18 protein-coding genes and 2 pseudogenes are annotated in these 22,001 nt (G+C 62.4%); 7 read left to right on the forward strand and 13 right to left on the reverse strand.

Annotated features, from left to right (window positions below):
- Positions 1-88: 88 nt before the first annotated feature.
- The 9 genes from AB4Z38_RS05550 to AB4Z38_RS05590 form a co-directional block, all read right to left on the reverse strand.
- Positions 89-1,324 carry an NAD(P)/FAD-dependent oxidoreductase gene (locus AB4Z38_RS05550; protein WP_441428797.1) on the reverse strand — a complete coding sequence of 412 codons (1,236 nt, stop codon included), beginning with the start codon at positions 1,322-1,324 and terminating at the stop codon, positions 89-91.
- 43 nt (positions 1,325-1,367) lie between these two features.
- Complete coding sequence (locus tag AB4Z38_RS05555; protein ID WP_441428798.1) at positions 1,368-1,559, reverse strand: ferredoxin; 192 nt, start codon at positions 1,557-1,559, stop codon at positions 1,368-1,370.
- A gap of 344 nt (positions 1,560-1,903) precedes the next feature.
- On the reverse strand, positions 1,904-2,959 hold the full coding sequence (locus AB4Z38_RS05560) for a maleylacetate reductase (RefSeq protein WP_441428799.1): 1,056 nt from the start codon (positions 2,957-2,959) through the stop codon (positions 1,904-1,906).
- On the reverse strand, positions 2,956-3,870 hold the full coding sequence (locus AB4Z38_RS05565; protein ID WP_441428800.1) for a dioxygenase family protein: 915 nt from the start codon (positions 3,868-3,870) through the stop codon (positions 2,956-2,958). Before AB4Z38_RS05565 ends, AB4Z38_RS05560 begins: the two co-directional genes overlap by 4 nt.
- A 297-nt stretch (positions 3,871-4,167) precedes the next feature.
- On the reverse strand, positions 4,168-4,896 hold the full coding sequence (locus AB4Z38_RS05570) for an alpha/beta fold hydrolase (RefSeq protein ID WP_441428801.1): 729 nt from the start codon (positions 4,894-4,896) through the stop codon (positions 4,168-4,170).
- A 35-nt stretch (positions 4,897-4,931) separates the two neighbouring features.
- On the reverse strand, positions 4,932-5,729 hold the full coding sequence (locus tag AB4Z38_RS05575; RefSeq protein ID WP_441428802.1) for an SDR family oxidoreductase: 798 nt from the start codon (positions 5,727-5,729) through the stop codon (positions 4,932-4,934).
- A 125-nt stretch (positions 5,730-5,854) separates the two neighbouring features.
- Positions 5,855-6,676: an HpcH/HpaI aldolase/citrate lyase family protein gene (locus tag AB4Z38_RS05580; protein ID WP_441428803.1), complete on the reverse strand. Its 822-nt coding sequence runs from the start codon at positions 6,674-6,676 to the stop codon at positions 5,855-5,857.
- Positions 6,673-7,821 (reverse strand): CaiB/BaiF CoA transferase family protein, encoded by a 1,149-nt coding sequence (locus tag AB4Z38_RS05585; protein WP_441428804.1) that lies wholly within the window; start codon positions 7,819-7,821, stop codon positions 6,673-6,675. Before AB4Z38_RS05585 ends, AB4Z38_RS05580 begins: the two co-directional genes overlap by 4 nt.
- A 62-nt stretch (positions 7,822-7,883) precedes the next feature.
- Positions 7,884-9,089 (reverse strand): FAD-dependent oxidoreductase, encoded by a 1,206-nt coding sequence (locus AB4Z38_RS05590; protein WP_441428805.1) that lies wholly within the window; start codon positions 9,087-9,089, stop codon positions 7,884-7,886.
- A gap of 118 nt (positions 9,090-9,207) precedes the next feature.
- Between AB4Z38_RS05590 and AB4Z38_RS05595 the strand changes: the two genes are divergently transcribed.
- From AB4Z38_RS05595 to AB4Z38_RS05625, 7 genes and pseudogenes are all read left to right on the forward strand, one after another.
- The gene (locus tag AB4Z38_RS05595) at positions 9,208-10,185 is read left to right on the forward strand and encodes a LysR family transcriptional regulator (protein ID WP_441428806.1); all 978 of its coding nucleotides are present in this window, start codon (positions 9,208-9,210) and stop codon (positions 10,183-10,185) included.
- A 134-nt stretch (positions 10,186-10,319) separates the two neighbouring features.
- The gene (locus AB4Z38_RS05600) at positions 10,320-10,511 is read left to right on the forward strand and encodes a ferredoxin (protein WP_441428807.1); all 192 of its coding nucleotides are present in this window, start codon (positions 10,320-10,322) and stop codon (positions 10,509-10,511) included.
- On the forward strand, positions 10,478-11,692 hold the full coding sequence (locus AB4Z38_RS05605) for a cytochrome P450 (protein WP_441428808.1): 1,215 nt from the start codon (positions 10,478-10,480) through the stop codon (positions 11,690-11,692). Before AB4Z38_RS05600 ends, AB4Z38_RS05605 begins: the two co-directional genes overlap by 34 nt.
- A gap of 8 nt (positions 11,693-11,700) precedes the next feature.
- Positions 11,701-13,113 carry an MmgE/PrpD family protein gene (locus tag AB4Z38_RS05610; RefSeq protein ID WP_441428809.1) on the forward strand — a complete coding sequence of 471 codons (1,413 nt, stop codon included), beginning with the start codon at positions 11,701-11,703 and terminating at the stop codon, positions 13,111-13,113.
- Positions 13,110-13,931: a mesaconyl-C4 CoA hydratase gene (locus AB4Z38_RS05615; protein ID WP_441428810.1), complete on the forward strand. Its 822-nt coding sequence runs from the start codon at positions 13,110-13,112 to the stop codon at positions 13,929-13,931. The genes AB4Z38_RS05610 and AB4Z38_RS05615 overlap by 4 nt, the downstream gene beginning before the upstream one ends.
- 146 nt (positions 13,932-14,077) lie before the next feature.
- Entirely contained in the window at positions 14,078-14,464 is a 387-nt protein-coding gene (locus tag AB4Z38_RS05620; RefSeq protein WP_441428811.1) for a nuclear transport factor 2 family protein, read from the forward strand.
- Between the two features lie 495 nt (positions 14,465-14,959).
- Positions 14,960-17,258 (forward strand): annotated as a pseudogene (locus AB4Z38_RS05625) (FdhF/YdeP family oxidoreductase).
- Positions 17,259-17,554: 296 nt separating this feature from the next.
- Here AB4Z38_RS05625 and AB4Z38_RS05630 read toward each other — a convergent pair.
- The 4 genes and pseudogenes from AB4Z38_RS05630 to AB4Z38_RS05645 form a co-directional block, all read right to left on the reverse strand.
- On the reverse strand, positions 17,555-19,711 hold the full coding sequence (locus tag AB4Z38_RS05630) for an amylo-alpha-1,6-glucosidase (protein ID WP_441428812.1): 2,157 nt from the start codon (positions 19,709-19,711) through the stop codon (positions 17,555-17,557).
- Positions 19,712-20,058: 347 nt separating this feature from the next.
- Positions 20,059-20,154: pseudogene (locus AB4Z38_RS05635) on the reverse strand (hypothetical protein); the annotation flags it as partial.
- A 54-nt stretch (positions 20,155-20,208) separates the two neighbouring features.
- Positions 20,209-21,255, reverse strand: a complete 1,047-nt coding sequence (locus tag AB4Z38_RS05640; protein ID WP_441428813.1) for a C40 family peptidase — start codon at positions 21,253-21,255, stop codon at positions 20,209-20,211.
- 71 nt (positions 21,256-21,326) lie between these two features.
- Positions 21,327-21,824: a hypothetical protein gene (locus tag AB4Z38_RS05645; protein WP_441428814.1), complete on the reverse strand. Its 498-nt coding sequence runs from the start codon at positions 21,822-21,824 to the stop codon at positions 21,327-21,329.
- Positions 21,825-22,001: the final 177 nt, after the last annotated feature.

The raw sequence follows: 22,001 nt of genomic DNA on the forward strand, positions 1-22,001 counted from the left end.
GTAAGTACGGAGCTGACGAGCTCGTCATCATCGTTTCCTTCCAGGAGGGAGCCGCATGGACAGGAAACATAGCGGCGTCTGTGGACGGTCACGGCACTGGTACCGCTGTGGCCGCGGGCTCGAAGCCCGAAGCAATGCTGAGGGCGACATCCCATGTGAGTGGGTTGCGGAGTTTCGCGCGCAATTGCACGAACTCTTGGCGCCGTTCGAAGGCCAGGACACCGGTTACGAGATCACCGTTGCGGAAGAGGAACAGCTCGCCGCTCTCGTTGTGGTTGGAAACCACTTGCTCGCCTCCCACCTGGTGGCCTGCCCACTGGATTCTCTGGCCGTGCTGATCCGACCAGAAGAAGGGGACGTTCACGAAGGGAACGAGTGGCTCATTGTTGAGGTAATTCACGGCATTCAGCCCGGCTCCGCGTCCCTGCTCGGCGGCGGTCGTCCAGTGCTCGATACGCATAATTGAGTCAAATCGGGCGTTGGGCCAGCGTACGGCGTCGCCGGCGGCGAACACGCCTTCGACGGTCTGGAGATTCTCATCGGCGATGATGCCGTTATCCAGTTGGATTCCCGAGGAATCCAGCCAGGAAACGGCCGGGCGCACGCCCACTCCCACGACAATCACATCGGCTGCGACCTCGCGCCCATCGCTGAGCTCCAAGAACCGGCGGCCACCCCGCTCGATCGTCCCGGTTGCTCCCACGCCGAAGAACGTTGCAACTCCCCTGCTGCGGTGGAGTTCTTCATAAACGTCGGAGACCGCTTCACCGAAGCGGATCAAGGGGTGCGCTGATAGGTCGACCAGCGAAACCTCGCGGCCGTCGCTGATCAAGGTCGAAGCGAATTCGCCACCGATGAAGCCGGCGCCGACGATGGCCACGGAACGATGACGATCTTCTACGGCTTTGCGCAGCGCCACCGAGTCGTCGAACCGGCGCAGCACGAACACGTCCTGCTGGCCTCGGAACATTGGAGGCACGATCGGTTCGCAACCGGTCGTGATGATAGCGGCCCGGTAGCTGACCTCACCGGTATCAGTGCTGACGACCCGGCCCACCGGATCGATGGCCGTGGCACGTTCTCCGAGGCGGTAATCGACGCCCTTCGCCCGCAGATCACGGGCCACCGGGTAAACGAGAGACTCGATATCGAGGTGATCCTTCAAGGGAATCTTCGACAACGGCGGCAGCTCGTAGGGCAGATGCACCTCAGCACTGATGATGGTGATCTCCAGTTCCGGGGCCCGGCGACTAACGGTCTCAGCAGCGCGCAGTGCTGCCGTGGACCCACCTATGATGACGATGTCCGTAGCGGTCTGGAGCATAGTCGTACTTCCTATCTGGATTCTGGGAGTTGAGAGTGGGTGGTCATGATCGCGAGATCGCTCCCATCGGGCAGCACAGGATTACCTCTTCGAGCTCACCCTCGCGCTCCTCCTCAACATCGGAAAGCAGCTGTTCGAGCGTGCCGTCCTGGTCGATCCTGAACACGTCCGGCATCAAGGCAGCACATGTGCCATTGGCATCACAGCGCTGCATGTCCACGCTAAGTTTGATCATGGGGAGAGACGCCTTTCGTCAGGATTATGAGGGTGAAGCAGCCCTTACGGTCTACCTTGCGGTCGTATGAGACATTTCACAAATACCAATATCCAGCCTTACCCATCTATCCAATGTATGGCTGGGGTCCTTGGCCAGGTGCAGTGGGAGCAGGCTGAAGTTCTGTCGTCCAGAGGGGACGGGCGGAGAATCCTCGCCCGCTGAAGACCGGGTGCGACTCCTGGTTGGGTGTCGCGACACGCTGGTCCGCAGGCCAGTGCTCCATCCGGTAGACGGCTCTGTCAGGGAAGGCAGAGGACCCCCGGGCCGGTCCGTTGTCGTTCAGGCGGCTCTGGGATCGATTGTTAGACGGCGTAGCCGTTGAGCGCGGCGGCGACCAGGGTGCGGATGCCGTCTGCTGTGACTGGTCGCGGGTTGGCGTAGGGGTTGCGGGTAGCCTGTTCGACGACGGTTTCGACATCGGCGTCGGTTAGCCCGAGTTCGCGCAGGGACGCTGGCGCTCCCAGATCCAGGCTCAGCTGGCGCAAGAAGGCGGCGGGTTCCTGCGCTCCTGTAGCTCGTTGCAGCGCGACGACGGCCTCAGGAGCGTGTGCGGAGTTGTAGGCCAGCGCGTAGGGCAAAACGACGGTATGCGTTTCGGCGTGCGGCAGGTTGAACGTGCCGCCGAGTGTGTGGCAGAGCTTGTGGTGGAGGGACATGGTTGTCGCTCCCAGGGTGGCTCCGCAGAGCCAGGCCCCGTAGAGGGCATCTGAGCGGGCCTCCGGGTCGGCCGGGTTCTCCACGATCCGCGGCAGTGCGTTGACCATGGCGCGCGTGCCTTCCTCTGCCATAAGGGAGATGATCGGGGATCCGTCGGGCGCGTAGAGCGCCTCGACCGCGTGGGCGATGGCGTTGAATCCGCTGGTGACGGACATGCCCACGGGCAGGGTCAGGGTCAGTTCGGGGTCGTAGATGACGCTGGCGGGCAGCACCTTGGGATCGCGGCCGGTTTTTTTCTCACCGTCGGCGGTGAGGCCCCAGATGGGGGTCATTTCGGAGCCGGCGTAGGTGGTGGGCACCGCGATGATGGGGGCCCCGAACTCCAACGCGATGGCCTTGCCCAGTCCGGTGGTGGAGCCGCCGCCCACGGCGACGTACCCGTCAGCTCCCGCGGCCGTGGCCACTTCGCGTGCGCGGTGGGCAGACTCGACCGGAACGTGCATCTCGGCTTCGGAGTGCACGCCGGCGCTGAGCTCCCCGAGCTGATCTGACACTTCCCGGGCCAGGTCCTCCTGGAAGGATGTGGAGAGGACCAGTACCCGGTGCAGGCCGAGGCTGCGGACTTCGTCGGGCAGTGACTTGAGCGAACCGGCTCCGAAGGAGACGCGCATCGGCTGGGCCTGGTACTGGAAGTCCTTCATCGGGTGATCTCCTTGATGGTTTCGCTGGTGGGTGCGTGTGGGCGGGCTTCGGGGTGCAGGACGATGTCGATGACGCCTTCGACGAAGGGCGCGGCCACGCCGAGGGTGGCGGCTGCTTCGGGATCCGTGTTGGCGGTGAAAGGCTTGACGAGGCTTTTCTTGACCGCGAACACTGCGTCCGAGTCGATGTATTCGCTGCCGCCAACAAAGATGTGGGTGGTCAATTTCTTGTAGTCAGGAGCGGCGACGATGAAGTGGATGTGGGCGGGGCGGTAGGGGTGCCTGTCGGTGGCGTGCAGCAGGTCGCCCACGGGCCCGTCGGTCGGGATCGGATAGTAGCTGGGGATGACGCTGCGGAAGTAGAACTCGCCGTTTTCGTCGGCGGTGAACATGCCCCGCCCGTTGCCGATGCTTTGGATGCCGGGCTGTTGGACGTCGTAGAAGCCTTTGGCGTTGGCCTGCCAGACATCGATCCTGGCGCCGGGCACCGGTTCGCCGGTGACCGAAGTGATGCGTCCTCGGACCACGCACACGTCGCCTTCGCTCTCGGCCGAGATGTCCTCGCCCAGGGGCCGTTCCGGGGACTTGACCATGTGGAAGGGGCCGAGAACTGTTGAATCCGTTGCGTCCGGGGTTTCTTCGTCATTGATCGTCTCGACCAGCATCGAGATTCCGAGGATGTCGGAGAGCAGGATGAATTCCTGCCGTACGTCGTCGCATTTCTGCCCGGTGACGGTTAGGAATTCGATGGCTGCTTCCCACTCCTGGATGCTGGGGGCCACTTCGCGGACGAACCCGTGGAGATGGCGGGTGAGGCTTTCCAGCACGGCTTTCAGCCGCTGGTCGGGCGTGTTCTTGAAGCTGTCGATGACGGCGGCGGTGAGCGATTCGGGCCCCAGGTCAGTGGTCATGGTGGGGGTTCCCTTCTGTTGGGCTTCTGTGATGGGTCAGGCTCCGGGTGGTAGGCCTGAAGCTGGGAACAGGCGCCGCCCGCTTTCCCGGCAAGCGCTTAGTTATAGAGCATTCCGACGTCGATCAGCGGCGGCCGGGCAGTTCGAGTGGGGAGCCCAGGCGGGCCACGATTCCGGCGGCGTCCTCGGGACGGTCTAGGCGGCTCGCTCCTGGAGGTGCGCGGGCCGCCTAGGTCCCGGATGTTCTCCGGTTCCGCGTTGACCGTCCAGCGCTGAAGAGTGCCCGCTGACCAAGACTTATGTGATCGCAATCTTCCGATCATCCTGGTCTGCACGTTCTGTCTGGGCGCGAACGAAATCGGCCAGCGCAGCCGCGGCTGCGGCCGGTTGTTCCAGCGGCGTAAAGTGCCCGCTGCCTTTGACAAGGACAAGGCGCGCATCAGGGAGCCGGCGTACAAGGTCCTCGCTCAGGTCCGGCGGGGTGATGATGTCCTCGGTGCCGCCCACAACTATGGTGGGGCACGTGATGGTGTTGAGTTCGGCCCGTCGATCCGAACGGTCGATGACGGCGCGCTGCTGGTCGACGAAAACCCGCGCGCCGAGGTCTTCGGTCATCGCTGCCACGACGCGCTGGATCTCGGGGATCCCGCGTGACACCGCCGAAGTCGTGCGATCCATTGCCGTTCGGAAGCCCCCGGATTCCACGAGGGAGATCAGGTCGATCGAGTTTTTCCGGCGGTCCTCCGGAGCGGCGATGGCCGAGGTGTTGAACAATGCCAGGGCTTTCACCCTGCCGGTGTTCCGCAGAGCGATCTCGAGGGAGACGTACCCTCCCATCGAGATCCCGATCAGGATGAATTCCTTCGGGGCTTTGGACAGGACATGATCTGCCATGGCCTGAATCGTCCTCCCTTCACCGCGAATGACCGTGCAGTCGAACTCGGCGCCGAGTTCGTCTATGACCGGCTGCCACAGGCGGGAGTCGGCGCCTAGGGCTGGAATCATGACTAGCTGGGGATGTGTCACGGGGGTTCTCCGTTTCGAGTCAGTGTGAGTGGTGGTCAGGATGCGGCGCCGTCGACGTGCAGCACCGTGCCGGAGGTGAACGAGGCCCCCTCGGAGACCAGGTAGGCGACGGCCGCGGCAATCTCGCGACCGGTTCCGGGTCTGCCCACGGGGATGGCGGCGGCGGTGGCGGTCTTCTCTTCCGCACCCATGGATTCGAACGTGGCCCGGACCCGGCCGGTCGTGGGGAGGATGAGGCCCGGGGCGATGGCGTTGACGGTGATTCCGGTACTACCGAGGTCCTTGCCGAGCTGCTTGGTGAGGCTGACGATGCCTCCCTTGGAGGCCGCGTAGGCCAGACGGGCCCCCACGGTTCCGGAAGGGCCATCGAGGCCGTCGGCGACGAGGGAAGAGAAGTTCACGATGCGGCCATAGCCACGCTTCAGCATGACCGGGACGGCGTGCTGGGCGCACAGGAACGTGCTGGTTAGGTTGCTCTCCAGGACGGAGCGCCAGATCTGCCCGCTGAGTTCGGATAGCTCGCGCACTATGGCCGTGCCGCTGCCTCCGGCTGCGCTGACTAGTGCATCGATCCTGCCGAACTCGTTCTCGATACGGGTGAACGCGTCGCCGACTACGGATTCGTCGGACAGGTTCCCCGCGATTGTGAGGACTTTGCTGCCGGGGGATCTGGCACCAAGCCGGGCTGCTGCGGTTTCGAGTGCTGGTTTGGAGACGTCAAGCAGTGCAAGGTCGAATCCGTCATCTGCGAGACGATCTGCGATGTCGTTGCCAAGACCACCCCCGCCCCCGGTGATTACAGCGACCGGTCGCTCGTTGACGTGCCTACTCATGTGTCCTCCTTCGCCGTGATCCTCGCGGCGTTTAGTTCTCGATTGGCCTTTGACGGTTTTTGATTGCGGGTAGGCGGTGAACTGCAGTTCACCGTGTGCCCGCAAACGTGGTGGTCGGGTGGTGCTTAGGGGTTGCAGGCGGCGCGCGCGAGAATGGCTTGTGCCCGAAGCAGCACGGGGGCATCGACCATCACACCGTCGACCTTGACCACAGCTTGTCCCCCTTTGACGGACTCCACGACGCGCTGCGCCCACTTGACCTCTTCGTCGCTGGGACGGAAAACACTGTGGGTTATGCCGACCTGACGCGGATGTACTAGCAGCTTTCCGGACATACCCAACTCGAGAGCGGCGTGCAGGTCCTCGTTCAGCATGGAGTCGTCGTCGAGTTTCGCGGTCACGCCGTCCAGCGGCCCGGGGAGCCCCTGGGAGCGGGAGGCGAGCACTAACAGCGATCGCGCCAGCAGCATCGAGCGTTGGTTCGGCTGTGCTGCGATGTCCGCAGCCAGGTCGAGCTCTCCGAACGCCAACCGGGCCACGCCGGGGACACTTGCCAAAGAGTTGGCTGCTAGGACACCGGAAGCCGACTCGATGAGCGCGATCACGGGTCGCTCCACCGCCTCGGAAATCCGCAACAGACCTCCTGGGATCTCGGCCTTGGGGACCATTACCCCCAAGAGACCGGGAAGGCCTATCAAAGCCTCGACGTCCTTGTCCCGTCCGATCCTCACCACTGCATGACCAGTTCCTGACAGCCAGGCTGTGACCGCTTGCAGCGCCGAGTCTTTGTTCTGTGTGCTGACAGCGTCTTCCAGGTCGACGATGACCACATCAGTCCCAGAGGCCACTGCCTTCGAGAACCGCTCGGGCCGGTCCCCCGGGACGAAGAGGAATGAACGAGCGCTCTGGAGCGTAGTTACTGGATCCTGAATGCTTAGCGGGCTCATGTAGTTTCCAGCACCCCGAACTCGGTCAGAATCCGCTCGGTGTCTTCTCCTACTTCGGGGACGCGGTTCATCACCGGCTCCTGTCCCACGAAGGTAGCTGGCGGAATCAGGGCCCGCAAGGGTCCGACTGGTGAGTCGTATTCCCGCCACCTGTTGCGCGCTGCAAGCTGGGGGTGGTCCGCGAACCCCTGCATGTCGCGTAGTAACGCGTTCGCGATGCCTGCTTCCTCGAGCAAGTCCACGACCTCATCTGCCGTGTGCCGAGCCAGTGTCTGCTCGATCACGGAGGTGAGGTCCGTGGAGTGCTCCACGCGCAGGGAATTGCGAGCGAAGCGCTCGTCTTCAGCCACTTCCGGGCGGCCGAGGACCCGGTGGCAGAAAGTGGCCCACTCGCGTTCGTTTTGGATCCCTAAGAAAACCTTCTTCGAGTCTCCGCAAGTGAAGGGACCGTAGGGGGCGATGGCAGCATGCGAGGCACCTGTGCGTTTCGGCGCGGTCCCACCGTACATGGCATAGTTCATCGGGAAGCCCATCCACTCGCCCAGCGCCTCGAGCATGGATAACTCGATGGTGGCCCCCTCCCCGGTCCGCTGGCGTTGGATCAGCGCGGTGAGGATGCCTGAGTATGCGTACATGCCAGAGGCGATATCTGCTATCGAAATCCCGACCTTGGAAGGGGTGGGGCCGGCGCCGGTGATGGAGACCAGGCCGGCTTCGCACTGCACAAGCAGGTCGTATGCTTTCTTCGTTGAATACGGGCCGTCGGCGCCGTAGCCGGAAATCGATACGTGGATCAGCTCAGGACGCTCGCCACGCAGTGCTTCGGCACCGAGCCCGAGGCGCGCTGCGGCACCGGGAGCCAGGTTTTGCACAAAGACATCGGCGCTGCGCACTAACTCGTGAACGGCATGGTTGCCCTCGGGGCTCTTCAAATCCAGTGCCACCGACTCTTTAGACCGGTTCAGCCAGACAAAGTGGCTGGCCATGCCCTTGACGGTTTCGTCGTATCCGCGGGCGAAGTCGCCAGGACCGGGGCGCTCGATCTTGATGACCCGAGCGCCCAGGTCGGCGAGTTGGCGCGTTGCGAACGGCGCGGCGACTGCCTGTTCGAGCGAGACGACGGTGAGGCCGCTCAGAGGAAGCATGTTATCGACTCCTGTTTGTGATGCCGGATGGCTGGCTGGTTCGGTGGTCTTGGAAGAAATTATTAGACTCGCAGCAGCGAGGGTGTCTCTAGGGTCTTGGTGAAGTAGAGGACTTCGGCAGCTAGCTTGGAATCGGTGCTCATGCGGCGGAACAGGTCTAGGTCCTTGTCCCTCTGGACCGGGTCCGAAGAGTGGAAGATCAATTTTTTGTTGGACGTGGCGCGGGGACTGGCCTTTTCGATGAAGGCGGTGCGGCGCAAATCGGCGTACGCATCGAGGACGGAAGCGTCCGCGTGCCCGGAGATCACGGCGACCAGGGCCTCGTTGAGAACATAGGAGTCGAATAGACCCATGGTCAGTCCGAAGCCGCCCGTGGGATTCGTGGCGTGAGCGGCGTCGCCGGCCAGCAGGACGCGGCCGACGCGGTACGTCGGAGCACTGCGTTGATGCATGCGATAGGGGGCAATGGCGTCTAGCGTCGTGCCCGCGGCCACCTCGGGCCCGAAGATCTGCTCGAGGAAGCGCGGGAGTCGATCCACGACCCCTTCTTCTGGCAGAACGGCGTCTTCCATGTAGGTGTAGCGCCACAGTCCGTGCGGACCCGAGTTGTCGATTTTCACGATGATCGCACCGAAGACGTCGTCGACATAGAACGTGGTCTGGGCCCAGCCCCTACGGTCGTCCGGGAACCGGATGTTGGCGGCAACGAACCGCTCGGGCCACGTGAATCCCTCGAAGGGAAGATCCAGGGCGTTCCTGACAGCGGAGCTTGCACCATCGGCGGCGATAAGCCATGGAGCGCGCAACTTCACGGGATTTCCCTCGTGCTCGGCGGTGACGGTCACCACTTCGCCGTCCTGAGTGACCCCGGTGACCTTGTGTCCCCAGAGCACTCGCGCATTCGGGAACTGCTCAAGGTGGCGCAAGATGATCTTGGCCAACGCGTCCTGGCCCAGGTGGAGGTTATAGGGATGGGTGACGCGGCCCTCGAGCGCCTGCAGCCCGTAGTTGATGGTTTCTCCCGTGTCCCGTACGTAATGGGCATAGTCCTGCTTGAGGAACCCGGCCTGGGTGGCATCCTCGAAAAGGCCGAGCCGTTCAAGACCGTCGAGAGTGGACCAGTGGTACAGGATGGCCCGGGGGGCATCCTGTGGCCCGGATGCGCGTTCGACGACGGTGACGTCGAGTCCCTGCTGTGCCAGGCCCAGCGCGTTGAGCAGACCGGTAGGGCCGGCTCCGGCCACGATCACCTGCTGCTGGTATTTCATGCTGCCTCCGTTGTGGACGTGCTTAGAGAGTTGAGCGTGACCGCCCTCACCTCAACCGTCACCCAGATCGCGGCATACATCAAATACCAATCTGTAGAGGTTCCCATATGCTCAATGCATGGATCTTCGGAATGTTCGCTATTTCATCGCCGTCGCTGAGAACGGCTCTATCACAGAGGCGTCCCACGCCCTGCGCATCTCGCAGCCGCCGTTGAGCATGGCGATGGCCAAGCTCGAGAAGGAGGTCGGGGTGACGTTATTCGAGCGCAAACCCCGCGGCATCGAACTCACGTCCGCCGGCGAGTATCTTCACCACGCGGGTCAGCGCCTGCTGGCCGAGGAGCGCAGGATCTCGGACACGCTGCGATCAATGGGCCAAGGGCTGGCTGGGGAACTCCAGCTGGGGTGTGAACCGATGTGCCTGTGGCGGATCGGCAGCACTAAGATCTCCGAATTCCTCTCCATTTACCGCAACGTGACGCTGGATCTGACTGACGCCAATCCCAAGGTGCAGTTGGACCGGCTCGCCGACGGCACCCTGGACTTAGCGATCATGCCGGTCGTGGCCGAGGAGCCACTCCAGCCCATCAACGGGGTGCATTTCGACGTGAAAATTGTCGATGAACTGCCACTGACTCTTATCGCCCCGAAGTCCTGGGGGCTCGATGAGAGCACGCCACTCGACGTGGCCACGCTGGTCGACGCTACATGGATCCTGCCCGCCAGAATCCCGGGGGTGCGCATCCTCTGGCGGATCTGGACCGACAAGTTCTCGTCGACGGGGGCGAACCCGACAGGGGTCATTCCGGTGCCCACGGTCATGACTGCCGCGCAGCTGGTCGGTGCCGGGGTGGGGGTATCCCTTTCCAGTGTTGAGATGGCCCGGATTCACCCCGATGTCGCCCAGATCCCCGTAATCGGGGGATGGCCAAATGTGCCCATCGCGATCGTGAGGCGACGAGATGGAGTCGTGACTCCGGTTGCCGAACGGTTCACAGCGTTGTTTTTCAACGATCAATCTCAGGCAACCGGTACACCCCTGCCTCCCCTAAACGGTGAGCGTGCGACTCGGGACATACATGGAATAGATGGATAGGGCGCCATATTGGTATTTGTGAAATGTTTCATGGGACCGCAAGGTAGACGATAAAACACCGACCTGGCCGATCGCATCCCTTCTCAGACGTAGGGCTTGCTTCGGCCTGATGATCCCGACGAAGGGCCTCCCCCATGATCAAACTTAACGTGGACATGCAGCGCTGTGATGCCAATGGCACCTGCGCTGCCCTGATGCCGGACGTATTCCGGATCGACCAGGACGGCACGCTCGAACAGCTGCTTTCAGAGGTCGGGGAGGAGCGCGAGGATGAGCTCGAAGAAGTCATCCTGTGCTGCCCGATGGGAGCGATTTCGCGCTCATGACCACCATCGTTCCCGCATTCGAACTATTCGCCCCAAACGCGACCGATCACCCTGGTGGCGCGCTTCCCGACGGAGGCATCGCTTCCGGCTCCGAGGGGTACGCTGTCTTGTCCTACCGGCTGGCCACCGACGTGCTCCGCAATCCACGGTTCGCGAACTCTGCCCTGCGCCTGATGGAAGAGTTCGGCATCAACGATGGCGCCGTACATGGTTTTCGAGCTCGCAGCATCATCATGCAGGACGGAGCGCAACAACTGCGCCTGCGCACCCCGCTTGCCCGTTTCATGGGCCCCGCGACAGTGCAGAACACCCGTGATGTGCTCGCTGACATTGTGGCGCGCATCGTGGGCGAACTCGACGACACGAAGCCAGTGGACTTTCACGCCGGTATTGATCGCCGCATCCCGTCATTGGTCTACTGTCATCTCGCCGGTGCTCCGCAAACCGACGCCCCCAAGGTGCAGGAACTTTCCGAGCGGACTCTGGCCCTGCTGGCCAGGGACCCCAGCCTGAAGCCCGATATCCTCGCCGCCTACGACGAACTGTTCGAATATCTGAGCAATCTGATGGAACGCAAGCGCTCCCACGGTCTCGGCAACGACATGCTCTCCCACCTGATGACGCTCGCCGACAACGGCAAGCTCACCGAGCAGGAACTCTTCGACGAGGCAACCTCGATGCTCGAAGCGAGTTCAGTGAATACGGGCCACCAAATCGGCCTGGTGGTATGGAATTTGCTGCGCAATCGAGAAGTCTGGCAGCAGATCGTCGCTGACCCGACGTGGATTCCTACCGCAGTCATAGAAGCGCTTCGCCTTTATCCGAGAACCGGCGTTGTGAGCAAGATTGCTATGGAGGACATCGAGGTCGGCGATATCACTATCCCCGCCGGGGCCGACGTGCACGTGGCCGTCTGGTCCGCCAACCGCGACCCTGAGCGGTTCGAAAACCCCGGTGAATTCGTTCTGGGCCGCGAGCGGAACCAGCCACTCACGTTTAGCACGGGTCCGCACAACTGCCTTGGACAAGGACTGGCCAAGGTGGAGATCGAAGAGGTAGTCGGTCACCTCGTCCGCCACTACCCACAGGCCCGCGTCGTCGAAACCGAATCCGCAATAAGCCAGACCGCCGGGCGGTGGACGATCAAACAGCTCACCGTCGACCTAGGCCCCCGACGCTAAGGTACTCCATGGAACTCACACCTGAATTGCAGCAGTCCATCACGGAACGGCTCGCCGAATATTGGTCCAGAACCAGCTACGAGGACCTCCCACGCGATGTGGTCTCCGGAATCAAAGATCACATCCTCGACACACTCGCCGTGGCCATGGCCGGAGTCCCCTCCGAGGAATCACGCCGCGTCCGTCAAGCGCTCACAGGCATCTCGAACGGCGGTCCAAGCCTCGTCTGGGGAACCCCCGAACGCCTGAACCCCGCACACGCGGCCCTCGCCAACGGAACCTCGGCCCACGCCCGGGACTTCGATGATGGGGGCGGCCCAGGGCATGCAGGGTCGGCGACTCTACCCGCGGCGATCGCTGCAGCGGAACTCAGTGGCTCCAGCGGCAAGGAACTAATCGTTGCCGCCTGCGCCGGATACGACATCAGCTATCGACTCTTGCAGGGCATCGGCGGTTTCGCCGCCCACACCGACCGCGGTTGGCACTCCACAGGTACCTTTGGCACCTTCGCCGCTGCGGCCGCCTGCGCCAAGATCTTGCAGCTTGACGCGACCACCTTCGCCGATGCCCTCGGCATCGCTGGATCATTCACAGGAGGCATCTGGGCCTTCATCGAGGACGGTGCCTGGACCAAGCGTGTGCACCCGGGCAAAGCCGGAGAATCAGGGATTGACGCTGCCCTCCTCGCTAGGGCGGGTATCACCGGCCCCCACCGGATCTTCGAAGCACCATGGGGTGGAATCTATGCCACTTACGGGAACGGCCAAGGTTTCCCCGAGCGAGTCCTTGCTGGTCTTGGGGAGACCTTCAACGTCTCCACATCTTATTTGAAGCCCTACGCATGTTGTCGAGGCAGCCACTCGGCGATTGATGCAGTGATGAAACTGATCGCCGAACGTGATCTGCGCCCCTCTAACGTCCGCTCCATCACCGTGACCGCCGGAGAGACAGCGATCAACATGCTCAACGTCGACCCGATTGAGACCGTGTTTGATGCCCAATTCAGCCTGCCCTACGCGATCAGCGTCGCACTGGATAACCGTTCTGTCGGTCTGGAACAATTCGATCGGCCCCGCATCTCGGAGCCCCAGATCCAAGAGATCTTGGCCAAGATCTCGATGGTGCTCGACGAATCGATCCAACTCGAGGACGGCCCCCGCCTTGATATCGAACTGACTGATGGCGAACATATCACTCTCCTAGCCGGGAATCCGACGGACGCCAAGGGCTCCGAGAAGAACCCCATGACGCACGCTGAGGTCGTCGCCAAGGCGCATGCTCTCCTTCGCCCATACGGCAAGGAAGCGGCCGCGAAGCTGATCGATGCGGTGGAGAATCTTGATTCTTCATCCTCCATCGACAACCTGATCGCTGCCCTCACCGCTACCTACATACGCGACCAAGATAGAGACCTAACATGACACCAAGTACCTTGACCGACCGCATCGAGCGCACGGAATATATCGCCGGGGAACCAGTGGAATCCCTCGCCGCCGTCATGAACATCGAGATGCCCTTCGGACTGGGCGCTACCGTCCCTCCGCTTTGGCATTGGCTCTATCTTCTGGAGCGCAACCGCGAGAGTGAGCTCGGGCCGGATGGGCATCCCACACTCGGTATTCCTGCACCTCCAGGACCTGACCGGCGCAGAATGTTCGCCGGTGGTCGAGTCTCGACGTTCGGGCAGCTGGAGGTTGGTGCGCCGGCAACAAAGGTCATTTCCGTGGCTAGATCAGTCGAGAAGGCCGGCCGGACCGGACCGCTGACCTTCACTACCGTTCGCCACGAGATCTTCCAGGCCGACGAGGTGCTGATTCGTGAAGAACAGGACATCGTCTACCGCGCTCAGGGAACGGGTTCCCTGCCTCAAGCTCCGACTCCGCCGGCTCCGCCCGCGGGGCCGGTGTTGAAGCAAGCAGCCGACGAACGCCTGCTTTTCCGGTTCTCCGCGCTGACTTATAACGCACACAGAATTCACTACGACCGTGACTGGTGCCTGAATGAGGGCTACGACGGTCTGGTCATCCACGGGCCTCTTCTGGCTCTGATGATGGGTGAACACATGCGCCGCGAAGGGATCGACCTGGTTGGGAAGACCTTCGGGTACAGGCTTGCCTCCCCGATGACCAAGCCTCAGACATTCTCCATCGTCCCGGGGCCGCATGGTCTGGAATACGGTGCCGAGGCGCGCAGCGCCGAAGGTGCAGTCTGCGCGGTGAGCACCTTGTCTGAGATCTAGCACGTCGTTCCAGTGCTACCGATAATCGCAACATGCGCAAAAAGATGGCGCCGCCAGGTTCCTGACTCCAGCGATATCAAGGCAGATGCCGGGCCCGTCCATCCGGCAGCCCTCTGCACGGACGACCTACACCCAGGAGCACAATTTTGCAGACGACAACGACCGAAGCCACCATCCGGGACCTCGAGACAAAGCGCTATCAGGCAGTCCTCGATCACGATTACAACACTTTCGAGGGGCTGTGCCACGACCATCTAACCTATGGACATTCCGGCGGAAACCGCGACTCACTGGCAAACTACATGACTAAACTCCGCAGCGGTCTCCTCAGATACCGTCGCATTGACCACCACATCGAGGACATTGTGCAGGTCGGGGATACCGCCCTTGTCGTAGGCCGCATGACCGCGGACGCCATCGTCCTCGGCGCAAGCAAGGCACTCGACAATAGCTTTCTTGCAGTCTGGATCAAGGACGCTGGCGAGTGGAAGTTCCTGGCCTACCAGCCGACACCACGTGCCGTCGCCATCTAAGTGCCCAAGACACCATCGCCGAAGATCCGCAGCCGGACGACGCTTGCAATTTCTGCAGGGGCCGCGGAGGAGTCGAGGAACACGCATCGTTCGGCGGGTCTCCGTGGGTCTCAAGGCGCAGGATTCGCAATGTGTAAGGCGTCCTCATCGATAATAGCCCCAGGTGTCACGGCTTTTAGCCGAGCCAACCGGCCCCACATTGTGGTGCAAGTCTTTGAACGACTCCCATGTGATTGCAATGGGCATGACCATCGAACCGGAGCACCTTGGAGCCGCAGCCCTCAACAGTCATCGGTCGCCGCATCAGACTGAACCACACCTAGTCTTCCTATCCCCCCCCTTTCAGGCCACGCCGGTTTGGGCAGTACAGGGTGTTGCTGACTGCGCGGCTTTTCGAATTCGTGATACGCCTTCTGAGTCATGTGGCGGCTAAACCAGGCCCAGCTGAGTTGCCCAAAGGATCAGCCTGGTTCCGCAAGGAGTAGAGGTAACCCAGTGAAGTTCGGCAAGCAGCCCGCTCCCGTTGCGGACATCAACGAGGCCAACCTCGAAGTCCACAAGCCCAAAACGGAAGCGGCCGGTGTCAAGGCGGTGATGGTTGCGCTGGAGCGCGCCGTGGCGCAGGCCGGGCTGACCCGCACGGCGCAGTCGCTGCTGCGCCTGAACCAGCGCGGCGGTTTCGACTGCCCGGGCTGCGCGTGGCCTGAGTCGGACAAGAAGCGCAAGGTGGCCGAGTTCTGCGAGAACGGCGCCAAGGCCGTCGCCGAGGAGAACACCCTGCGCACGGTCGGGGCAGAGTTCTGGGCGAAGCATTCCATCGCCGAACTCTCGGCGAAGACCGAGTGGGCTGGGCAACCAGGGCAGGCTCAGCGAGCCGGTGGTGATCCGCGAAGGCGAGACGCACTATTCGCCGATTTCCTGGGCGGACGCGTTCGAACTCATCGGCGAGCATGTCCGTGCCTCCACGCCGGACCGTTGCGTCTTCTACACCTCGGGGCGCACAGCCAACGAGACGGCGTTTATGTACCAGCTGTTCGCCCGGGCACTGGGCACCAACAACCTGCCGGACTGTTCCAACATGTGCCATGAATCCTCGGGTTCGGCGCTGAACCCCACCATCGGCATCGGCAAGGGCACCGTCTCGCTGGACGACATCCACGACTCGGAGCTCATCTTCGTCGTCGGGCAGAACCCGGGCACCAACCATGCCGGGATGCTCTCGGCGCTGAAGGAGTGCAAGGACAAGGGCGGCAAGGTGGTGGCGGTGAACCCGCTGCCCGAGGCCGGACTGTTCAACTTCAAGGACCCGCAGACCGTCTCCGGTGTGGTGGGCGGCGGCACGCCGCTGGCCGATGAATACCTGCAGATCAAGGTCGGCGGTGACCTAGCCCTGTTCCAGGCCCTCGCCCACCTGCTCCTGGCCGAGGAAGAGCGGAACCCGGGGACCGTCGTCGACCGCTCCTTCATCGACGCTCAGACGGACGGCTTCGACGCCTACCGCGACGCCCGCAAGGAGCTGGACTGGGACGAAACCGAGAAGGCCACCGGACTGGCCCGGACCCAGATCGAGGACGTGGCCGGAATGCTGATCCGGTCCAAGGCCACCCATCTTCTGCTGGGCCCTGGGCGTGACGCAGCAGCCGCACTCGGTGGACACCATCAAGGAAATGGTCAACGTCCTGCTCCTGCAGGGCAACTTCGGCAAGCCCGGCGCAGGCGCCTGCCCGGTCCGCGGGCACTCCAACGTCCAGGGCGACCGGACCGTGGGCATCTGGGAAAAGCCCAAGGAATGGCTCCTGGAGGCCCTCGACACCGAGTTCGGCATCACCTCCCCGCGCGGCCACGGCGTGGACGCCGTGGAGGCCATGGAAGCCTTCGAACGGGACGAGGTGGACGTTTTTGTGTCCATGGGCGGCAACTTCTCCCTTGCCTGCTCGGACACCGAAACCCTGGAAGCCGGGATGCAGCGGATCGGCCTGACCGTGCACGTCTCCACCAAGCCGAACCGCTCCCACATAGTCCACGGCCGCACGTCGCTGATCCTGCCGACGGCGGGGCGGACGGACAAGGACGACAAGCACCCGGGCGGCGCCCAGTTCCTCTCCGTGGAAGACTCCATGTCCGTGGTCCACTCCACCCAAGGCCGACTGCAGCCGGTCTCGGAGCACCTGCTCGCCGAACCGGTGATCATCGCACGGATGGCCGACGCCACCTTCGGCGAGGACCATCCGGTCAACTGGAAGTCCATGGCCGTGGACTACGATGTGGTCCGGGACCACATCTCCCGCGTCATCCCGGGCTTCCAGGACTTCAACGACCCGGTCCGGACCAGGAACGGCTTCGTGCTGCCAACCCGCCAAGGGACACCCGTTCCTTCAAAACGGACATCGGCCGCGGCCGCTTCACCGTCAGCCCGCTGGAATACCTGACTCCGCCGGACGGGCACCTGATCCTGCAGACCGTCCGCAGTCACGATCAGTACAACACCACCTATTATGGCCTGGACGACCGCTACCGCGGCATCTCCGGCGGCCGCCGGGTGATTCTGATCCATCCCCAGGACCTCATGGAACTCGGGTACAAAGGACCGCGACCTGGTAGACGTCATCAGCACCTTCCAGGGCCACGACCGGAAAGCCGACAAGTTCCGCCTCGTGGCCTACCCCACCGCACAGGGCTGTGCCGCCGCATACTTCCCCGAAGCCAACGCCCTGGTCCACAAGAAAACGTCGCCCGCGAATCCAACACCCCCGGTTTCAAAGCAATGTTCATCCGCTTCGTCCCGCACGGATGACCGCGGTTCCGGCAGCGTAGCAGAAGCAAAGGCACGTGCGAGCGTGGGCATCGCAAGGCCGGACGTCGGCTTTCAAACAACGAAGTTCCTCCGATGGAGTTAGAAGCCACCCTGGACCCCTGAAGTCGCCTCCTCAAGTCCAAGCTCGTTCTGGCCTTGGTGCAGGCACGTGAGGTCCTCTCCGCAAAAATCAAGACCGCGGCTGCCTTGTTCCAACCCACGCTCTCCCGGCTCTTCCGCGACGAAGTCAGGATGGGCTACACCGTGTGCCGCAGCCAGCCCCGACTGAGCGAGTGTTAGGCCATTTCGCCCCGACCGGCTTGCTCTACGAGTTCTGCCAGCCAAGGCCTGCGTCCAAGGTGGAACACCATTCCTTCAGGCATTCCCTTGACTGAAGGTATTGAATCCTTGATATCGATGGTGACTCGGCCACCGGCCATGGGTGCATTCGTGACGTGCAGGTCGCCGTAGGACTCGGGCAGCACGGGATCCATCCATAAGCCACCCCCGGAAGCATGGGCGTCAAATCGCATCAGGCTGGTCACCAGGAAGATTGGTGTGGTCGCTGCCCACGCCTGGGGTGAACAAGCCGTTGGATACGGAACGGGCCGGGCGTAGCGTTCCCGGCTGAACCCGCAGAACAGTTCAGGCAGCCGGCCGTCGGAAAACTCCGCTGCCTCCAACAGGGCAGTGGCGATGCACTGCGCCTCCTCAACAAAACCGTAGCGCAGAAGGCCGACCGCAGTGATGGCATTGTCATGGGGCCAGACCGAGCCGTTGTGGTAACTCGCCGGGTTGTACGCCCCCATGTCGCTAGCTAGAGTCCGTACTCCCCAGCCGCTAAACATTTCCGGGGACATTAGCCGTCCCGCCACCAGTGGCGCCTTGTCCTTGTCCACGAGTCCGGCCCAGAGGCAGTGACCCATATTGGAAGTGCAGGCATCGACCTGCCGCTTTTGGCCGTCCAAGGCAACGGCGTAGTAACCGCGATCAGGCATCCAGAACTGCTCATTGAACTGTTCCTTCAACCGCGCCGCCCGGATGGCCAAGTCGTTCCCCAAAGCCGCATCGCCGACGTCATAGGCCATCCATGCCCGCGAGAGATAGGCGACGTAAACGTATGCCTGCACCTCGCAAAGCGCGATAGGGGGCTCGGCCAGCCGTCCGTCCGCGAAGTTGATGCCGTCCCAGGAGTCCTTCCAGCCTTGATTGATAAGCCCTTTAGGGTTGAGCCGGTCGTATTCGACGAATCCGTCACCGTCCTTGTCTCCGTAGTCCCTGATCCACTCCAGTGCCCGGTCTGCGTGGGGAAGGAGGGCGGAAATCGTGTCCTTGTCGAACCCCCATCGGCTGACGGACCCCAGGACCACCAGGAACAGGGGCGTCGCGTCGACACTTCCGTAATAGACGGATTTTCCACCCAAGGACAAACCGCTGGAGACATCAAACCGGACTTCGTGCAGGATCTTGCCCGGCTCCTCCTCGCTCATCGGATCAATCACCGTACCCTGCCGGTCCGCCAGCGTTTGCAGAGTGCCCAATGCCAGCGAGGGATCCACCGGCATCGACATCTCCGAGGCCCACAACGAATCGCGGCCAAACAGGGTCATAAACCAAGGCGCACCCGCGGCCACCACGACGCGCTCTGGATTATTAGGATCCTCGATGCGAAGGGAACCCAGGTCGTCGTAGCTTCGGCGACCAATTCGTTCTATGGATCGATTTCCCATCTGCAGCACCGGAATTTTGGCCACCCATTCCTGCCGACGCCGATCACGGGGAGACAACCCGTCCTCATCGGCATGGACAAATAGGGTTTCAGAACTCGGCCCATCCACGATGGGCACCACAGCTAAGGTCGTACTCCACTTCCCGTGCGGCGCGACCGACACACGGTATGTGAGAGCCTCCTGATCAACGTCCGCTCCAGGGGCCCGCACGGCAACGCCCTTCCGGACATCCTGCCAAACAGCCCGGATCGTCAGTGTGTCGTGGTCTGGTTCGCGGGTCTGGTCCCAGAGCCGCTCGATCCGCGCCTCCTTCACCTCGAACAGATCCGCAAAATCCGCCTCAACCGTCAGGGAGACCACGCAATCAACGGCGTCTAAAGAATAATTCCAGATGCTGACTTGCTCTTGGATGCCCACCCCAACTTCTCGCAGCCGCTCCACAATCAGCGGGCTGTCTGCATACCCGTCCGAACGGGGAACGCGCGCTGCAAAGAGCGCCCTGTACGGCTCCTTCATCTCAGCGGCCAACGGCTCAAGTGGCTGGTCGTTAATTGTGAGCCTCCAACAGGACAGAATGCGGGTGTCCTGGACGAAAAGGCCGTGTGGATGTTCGGGATGTATGTCCCCGTTCTGCAAAGAGATGCAGAAAGAGGACCCCTCGACTAGGGTAACCGTCCCGGCTCCCAAAGGCCCTGCCGCCGTGTCAGCATTCCACCCAGCCATCTCAGTCCCTTCGCAAATTCGAATCGGCCCAATGATCCTCTGGGTCATGTGCTTGCGGTAGCCGCCAATTCTCCAAACGACGCTACGCTTGCTCACGCTCCTACGCCACAGGTAGGATCCGGACGTCGGAGTCGTGGGCGGTTTGAGGTCGTAGTCCTTGTGCCAAACCTGAGGACAGCCAGGGTCCGCATCAATTCTTATCTCAGGGGTGGGTGGCGAAAATTCCCTCTGAACAGCCGCTTTACTTAGGCATGCGGCGCTGCATGGCTGCGACACCCAAACCCCAAATTTCGCCGGAGACCGCAGTGAGATGGCTTAGCCTGCTGGTCCCTCATCATATAAATGGGTTAAGGGCATACCCCCGGGGGACCGCAAAGCAGCACATGCTGTGCCCCGGGCGGCGCAAAGTCAAGGGCACGGAGGGCATCGCCTTGTCCAGAGACATCGCAAAGGTCTGGAAAACCTTGGCCTCTCCCGCTATTGGACTCCTCCTGACGTCAGTCCAGCAGATCAAAATAAGCCGTACCCGAATTCCAAGCTATCGGGTGGATCAACGTCCCAACAGCCGGGTTCAGCGCGCTGTACATCATGCCATCACCGGCATAGATGCCAACGTGCCCCCAGTTGTTGGGCCCCTGTGGATTTTGCACCACCAAATCCCCCGGCTGCGGATTTTCAGTTTGGTTCCCCACGGTCCACTGATCGACACGTGGCAGGTTGATCCCCACCTGCTTATAGATCCACTGAACGTAGCCAGAGCAGTCCCAAGCTTTGAACGCCGTCCCACCCCAGACGTAGGCCCCACCCAGGCCTTCTTGAGCAAAGCGCAGGATGTCCTTCCGGATCTGGCTGAGATTTGGCGCTATTCCCGGCGGCACCGAACCGCTAGGAGAGCTGTCGCAAGATGCTGGCGCAGTGCCACCTGCGAGCGCGTCGACTATGGCCGTTGCCTCGGGTTCCCACCGCGCATACAGCTCAGGAAAGGCCGATACTTGGACAGCTTGGGCAGCGTTACCCTTGTCCATGGATTGCCAAGTAGGGACATCAAGCAGCCCGGGTGGGCTGCCGTGGTTGGGACCGCTCGGGCCGCCGTAGAAGGCCTGTGCGTTGTAGTTGGGGTCCATTAGTTGCTCGATGGTCCCCCAGCCGGCGGCTGGACGTTGCTGGGCGGTTCCGAGGGAGTCGTGGTCGCTGCCGACGCCGTCATGCCGAATCAAGAGCGAAGCGAGAACGTTGGTGTTCGCCAGGACACGGAGGCCGGATTCCTGAAGCGCCATCATGATCGCGATGATTTGGCCGTCCCTCGAGATGCCCATTTGCTTACCGACTGCTATGTAGATCCGCGCAACTGACACTTGGGCGGTTGTTAGAGCGGCTGGCGTCTGACCACGGGGCTGAATCTCCAAGCCACTGGCTCCATCCGCGGGCGGCCGGCCATTGGCATTCGCGCCGAACGAGCAGGCACCAGCAGTCGCCGCTGCGTTGGCGGCAAACACCGCCACACCAGCGCAAAACGCAAAAGCACAGACCAGGGTCAGTGCCATAAGCGCAGCGGCCGATGCCCGCAGAATAGCGCGGCGCTTCGCCCAGCCGGCCAGAACCGCGGGAGCCGGCATCAGTAGACGATCCTGCTCGGCGTCGCGTAGAAACCAACGACTACACAATGATCGATCGGGGCTGTAGCGGCCGGGGGACAATTCACCATGACGCTTACGGGAGCCGCATAGGCGTTGCGGTCCGAGTGCGATTGATCCACAACGCTCAGAGTCGCTGTGCAGACGTGAAGGCCAACCCAGGGCGCCGGGTGGTCGCGCACCTTGGCCAGCTCGCCGTCGCACACAAGGGACTGGACCGTCGCCGAACGGCGCGCCTGCTCCCCTGCCAAGGTCGCATAGGTTCCCGCGTTGACCCCGGTCGCTTCGAACTCCTGCACAAACACCGTTAGGGGGTTGGACCCGTCCGGCAGAACGTCCCACCAGTCCCGGAGCCGGGAGTAAACCTCAGAGTACGACGCCGTTCTCGTGTCCCAGGTGTAAATCGCCGTCGCTGCCGCGGAAGCAAGCCTCCGATAGTCCGTTGTGCGTGGTTCTCCGATCGCGGGTGGAGTTTCCAACGCGGAAGCTGCGGTCGGTGATGCGACTGACGATGATGTCGACGACGCCGCAGCACCAGTGGCTGCCGGGCTCGCTGTCGAAGGTGAAGCAGGCTCCGTTCGGGGCCCGCCCGCGGGAAGCGCAAGAATGAACATTGCCGCTACTATGCTCAGAATTGCCAGGACGCCGATCCACCA

This window comes from Arthrobacter sp. 2RAF6 (assembly GCF_052115205.1).
In the GTDB taxonomy this organism is placed as follows: Bacteria; Actinomycetota; Actinomycetes; order Actinomycetales; family Micrococcaceae; genus Arthrobacter.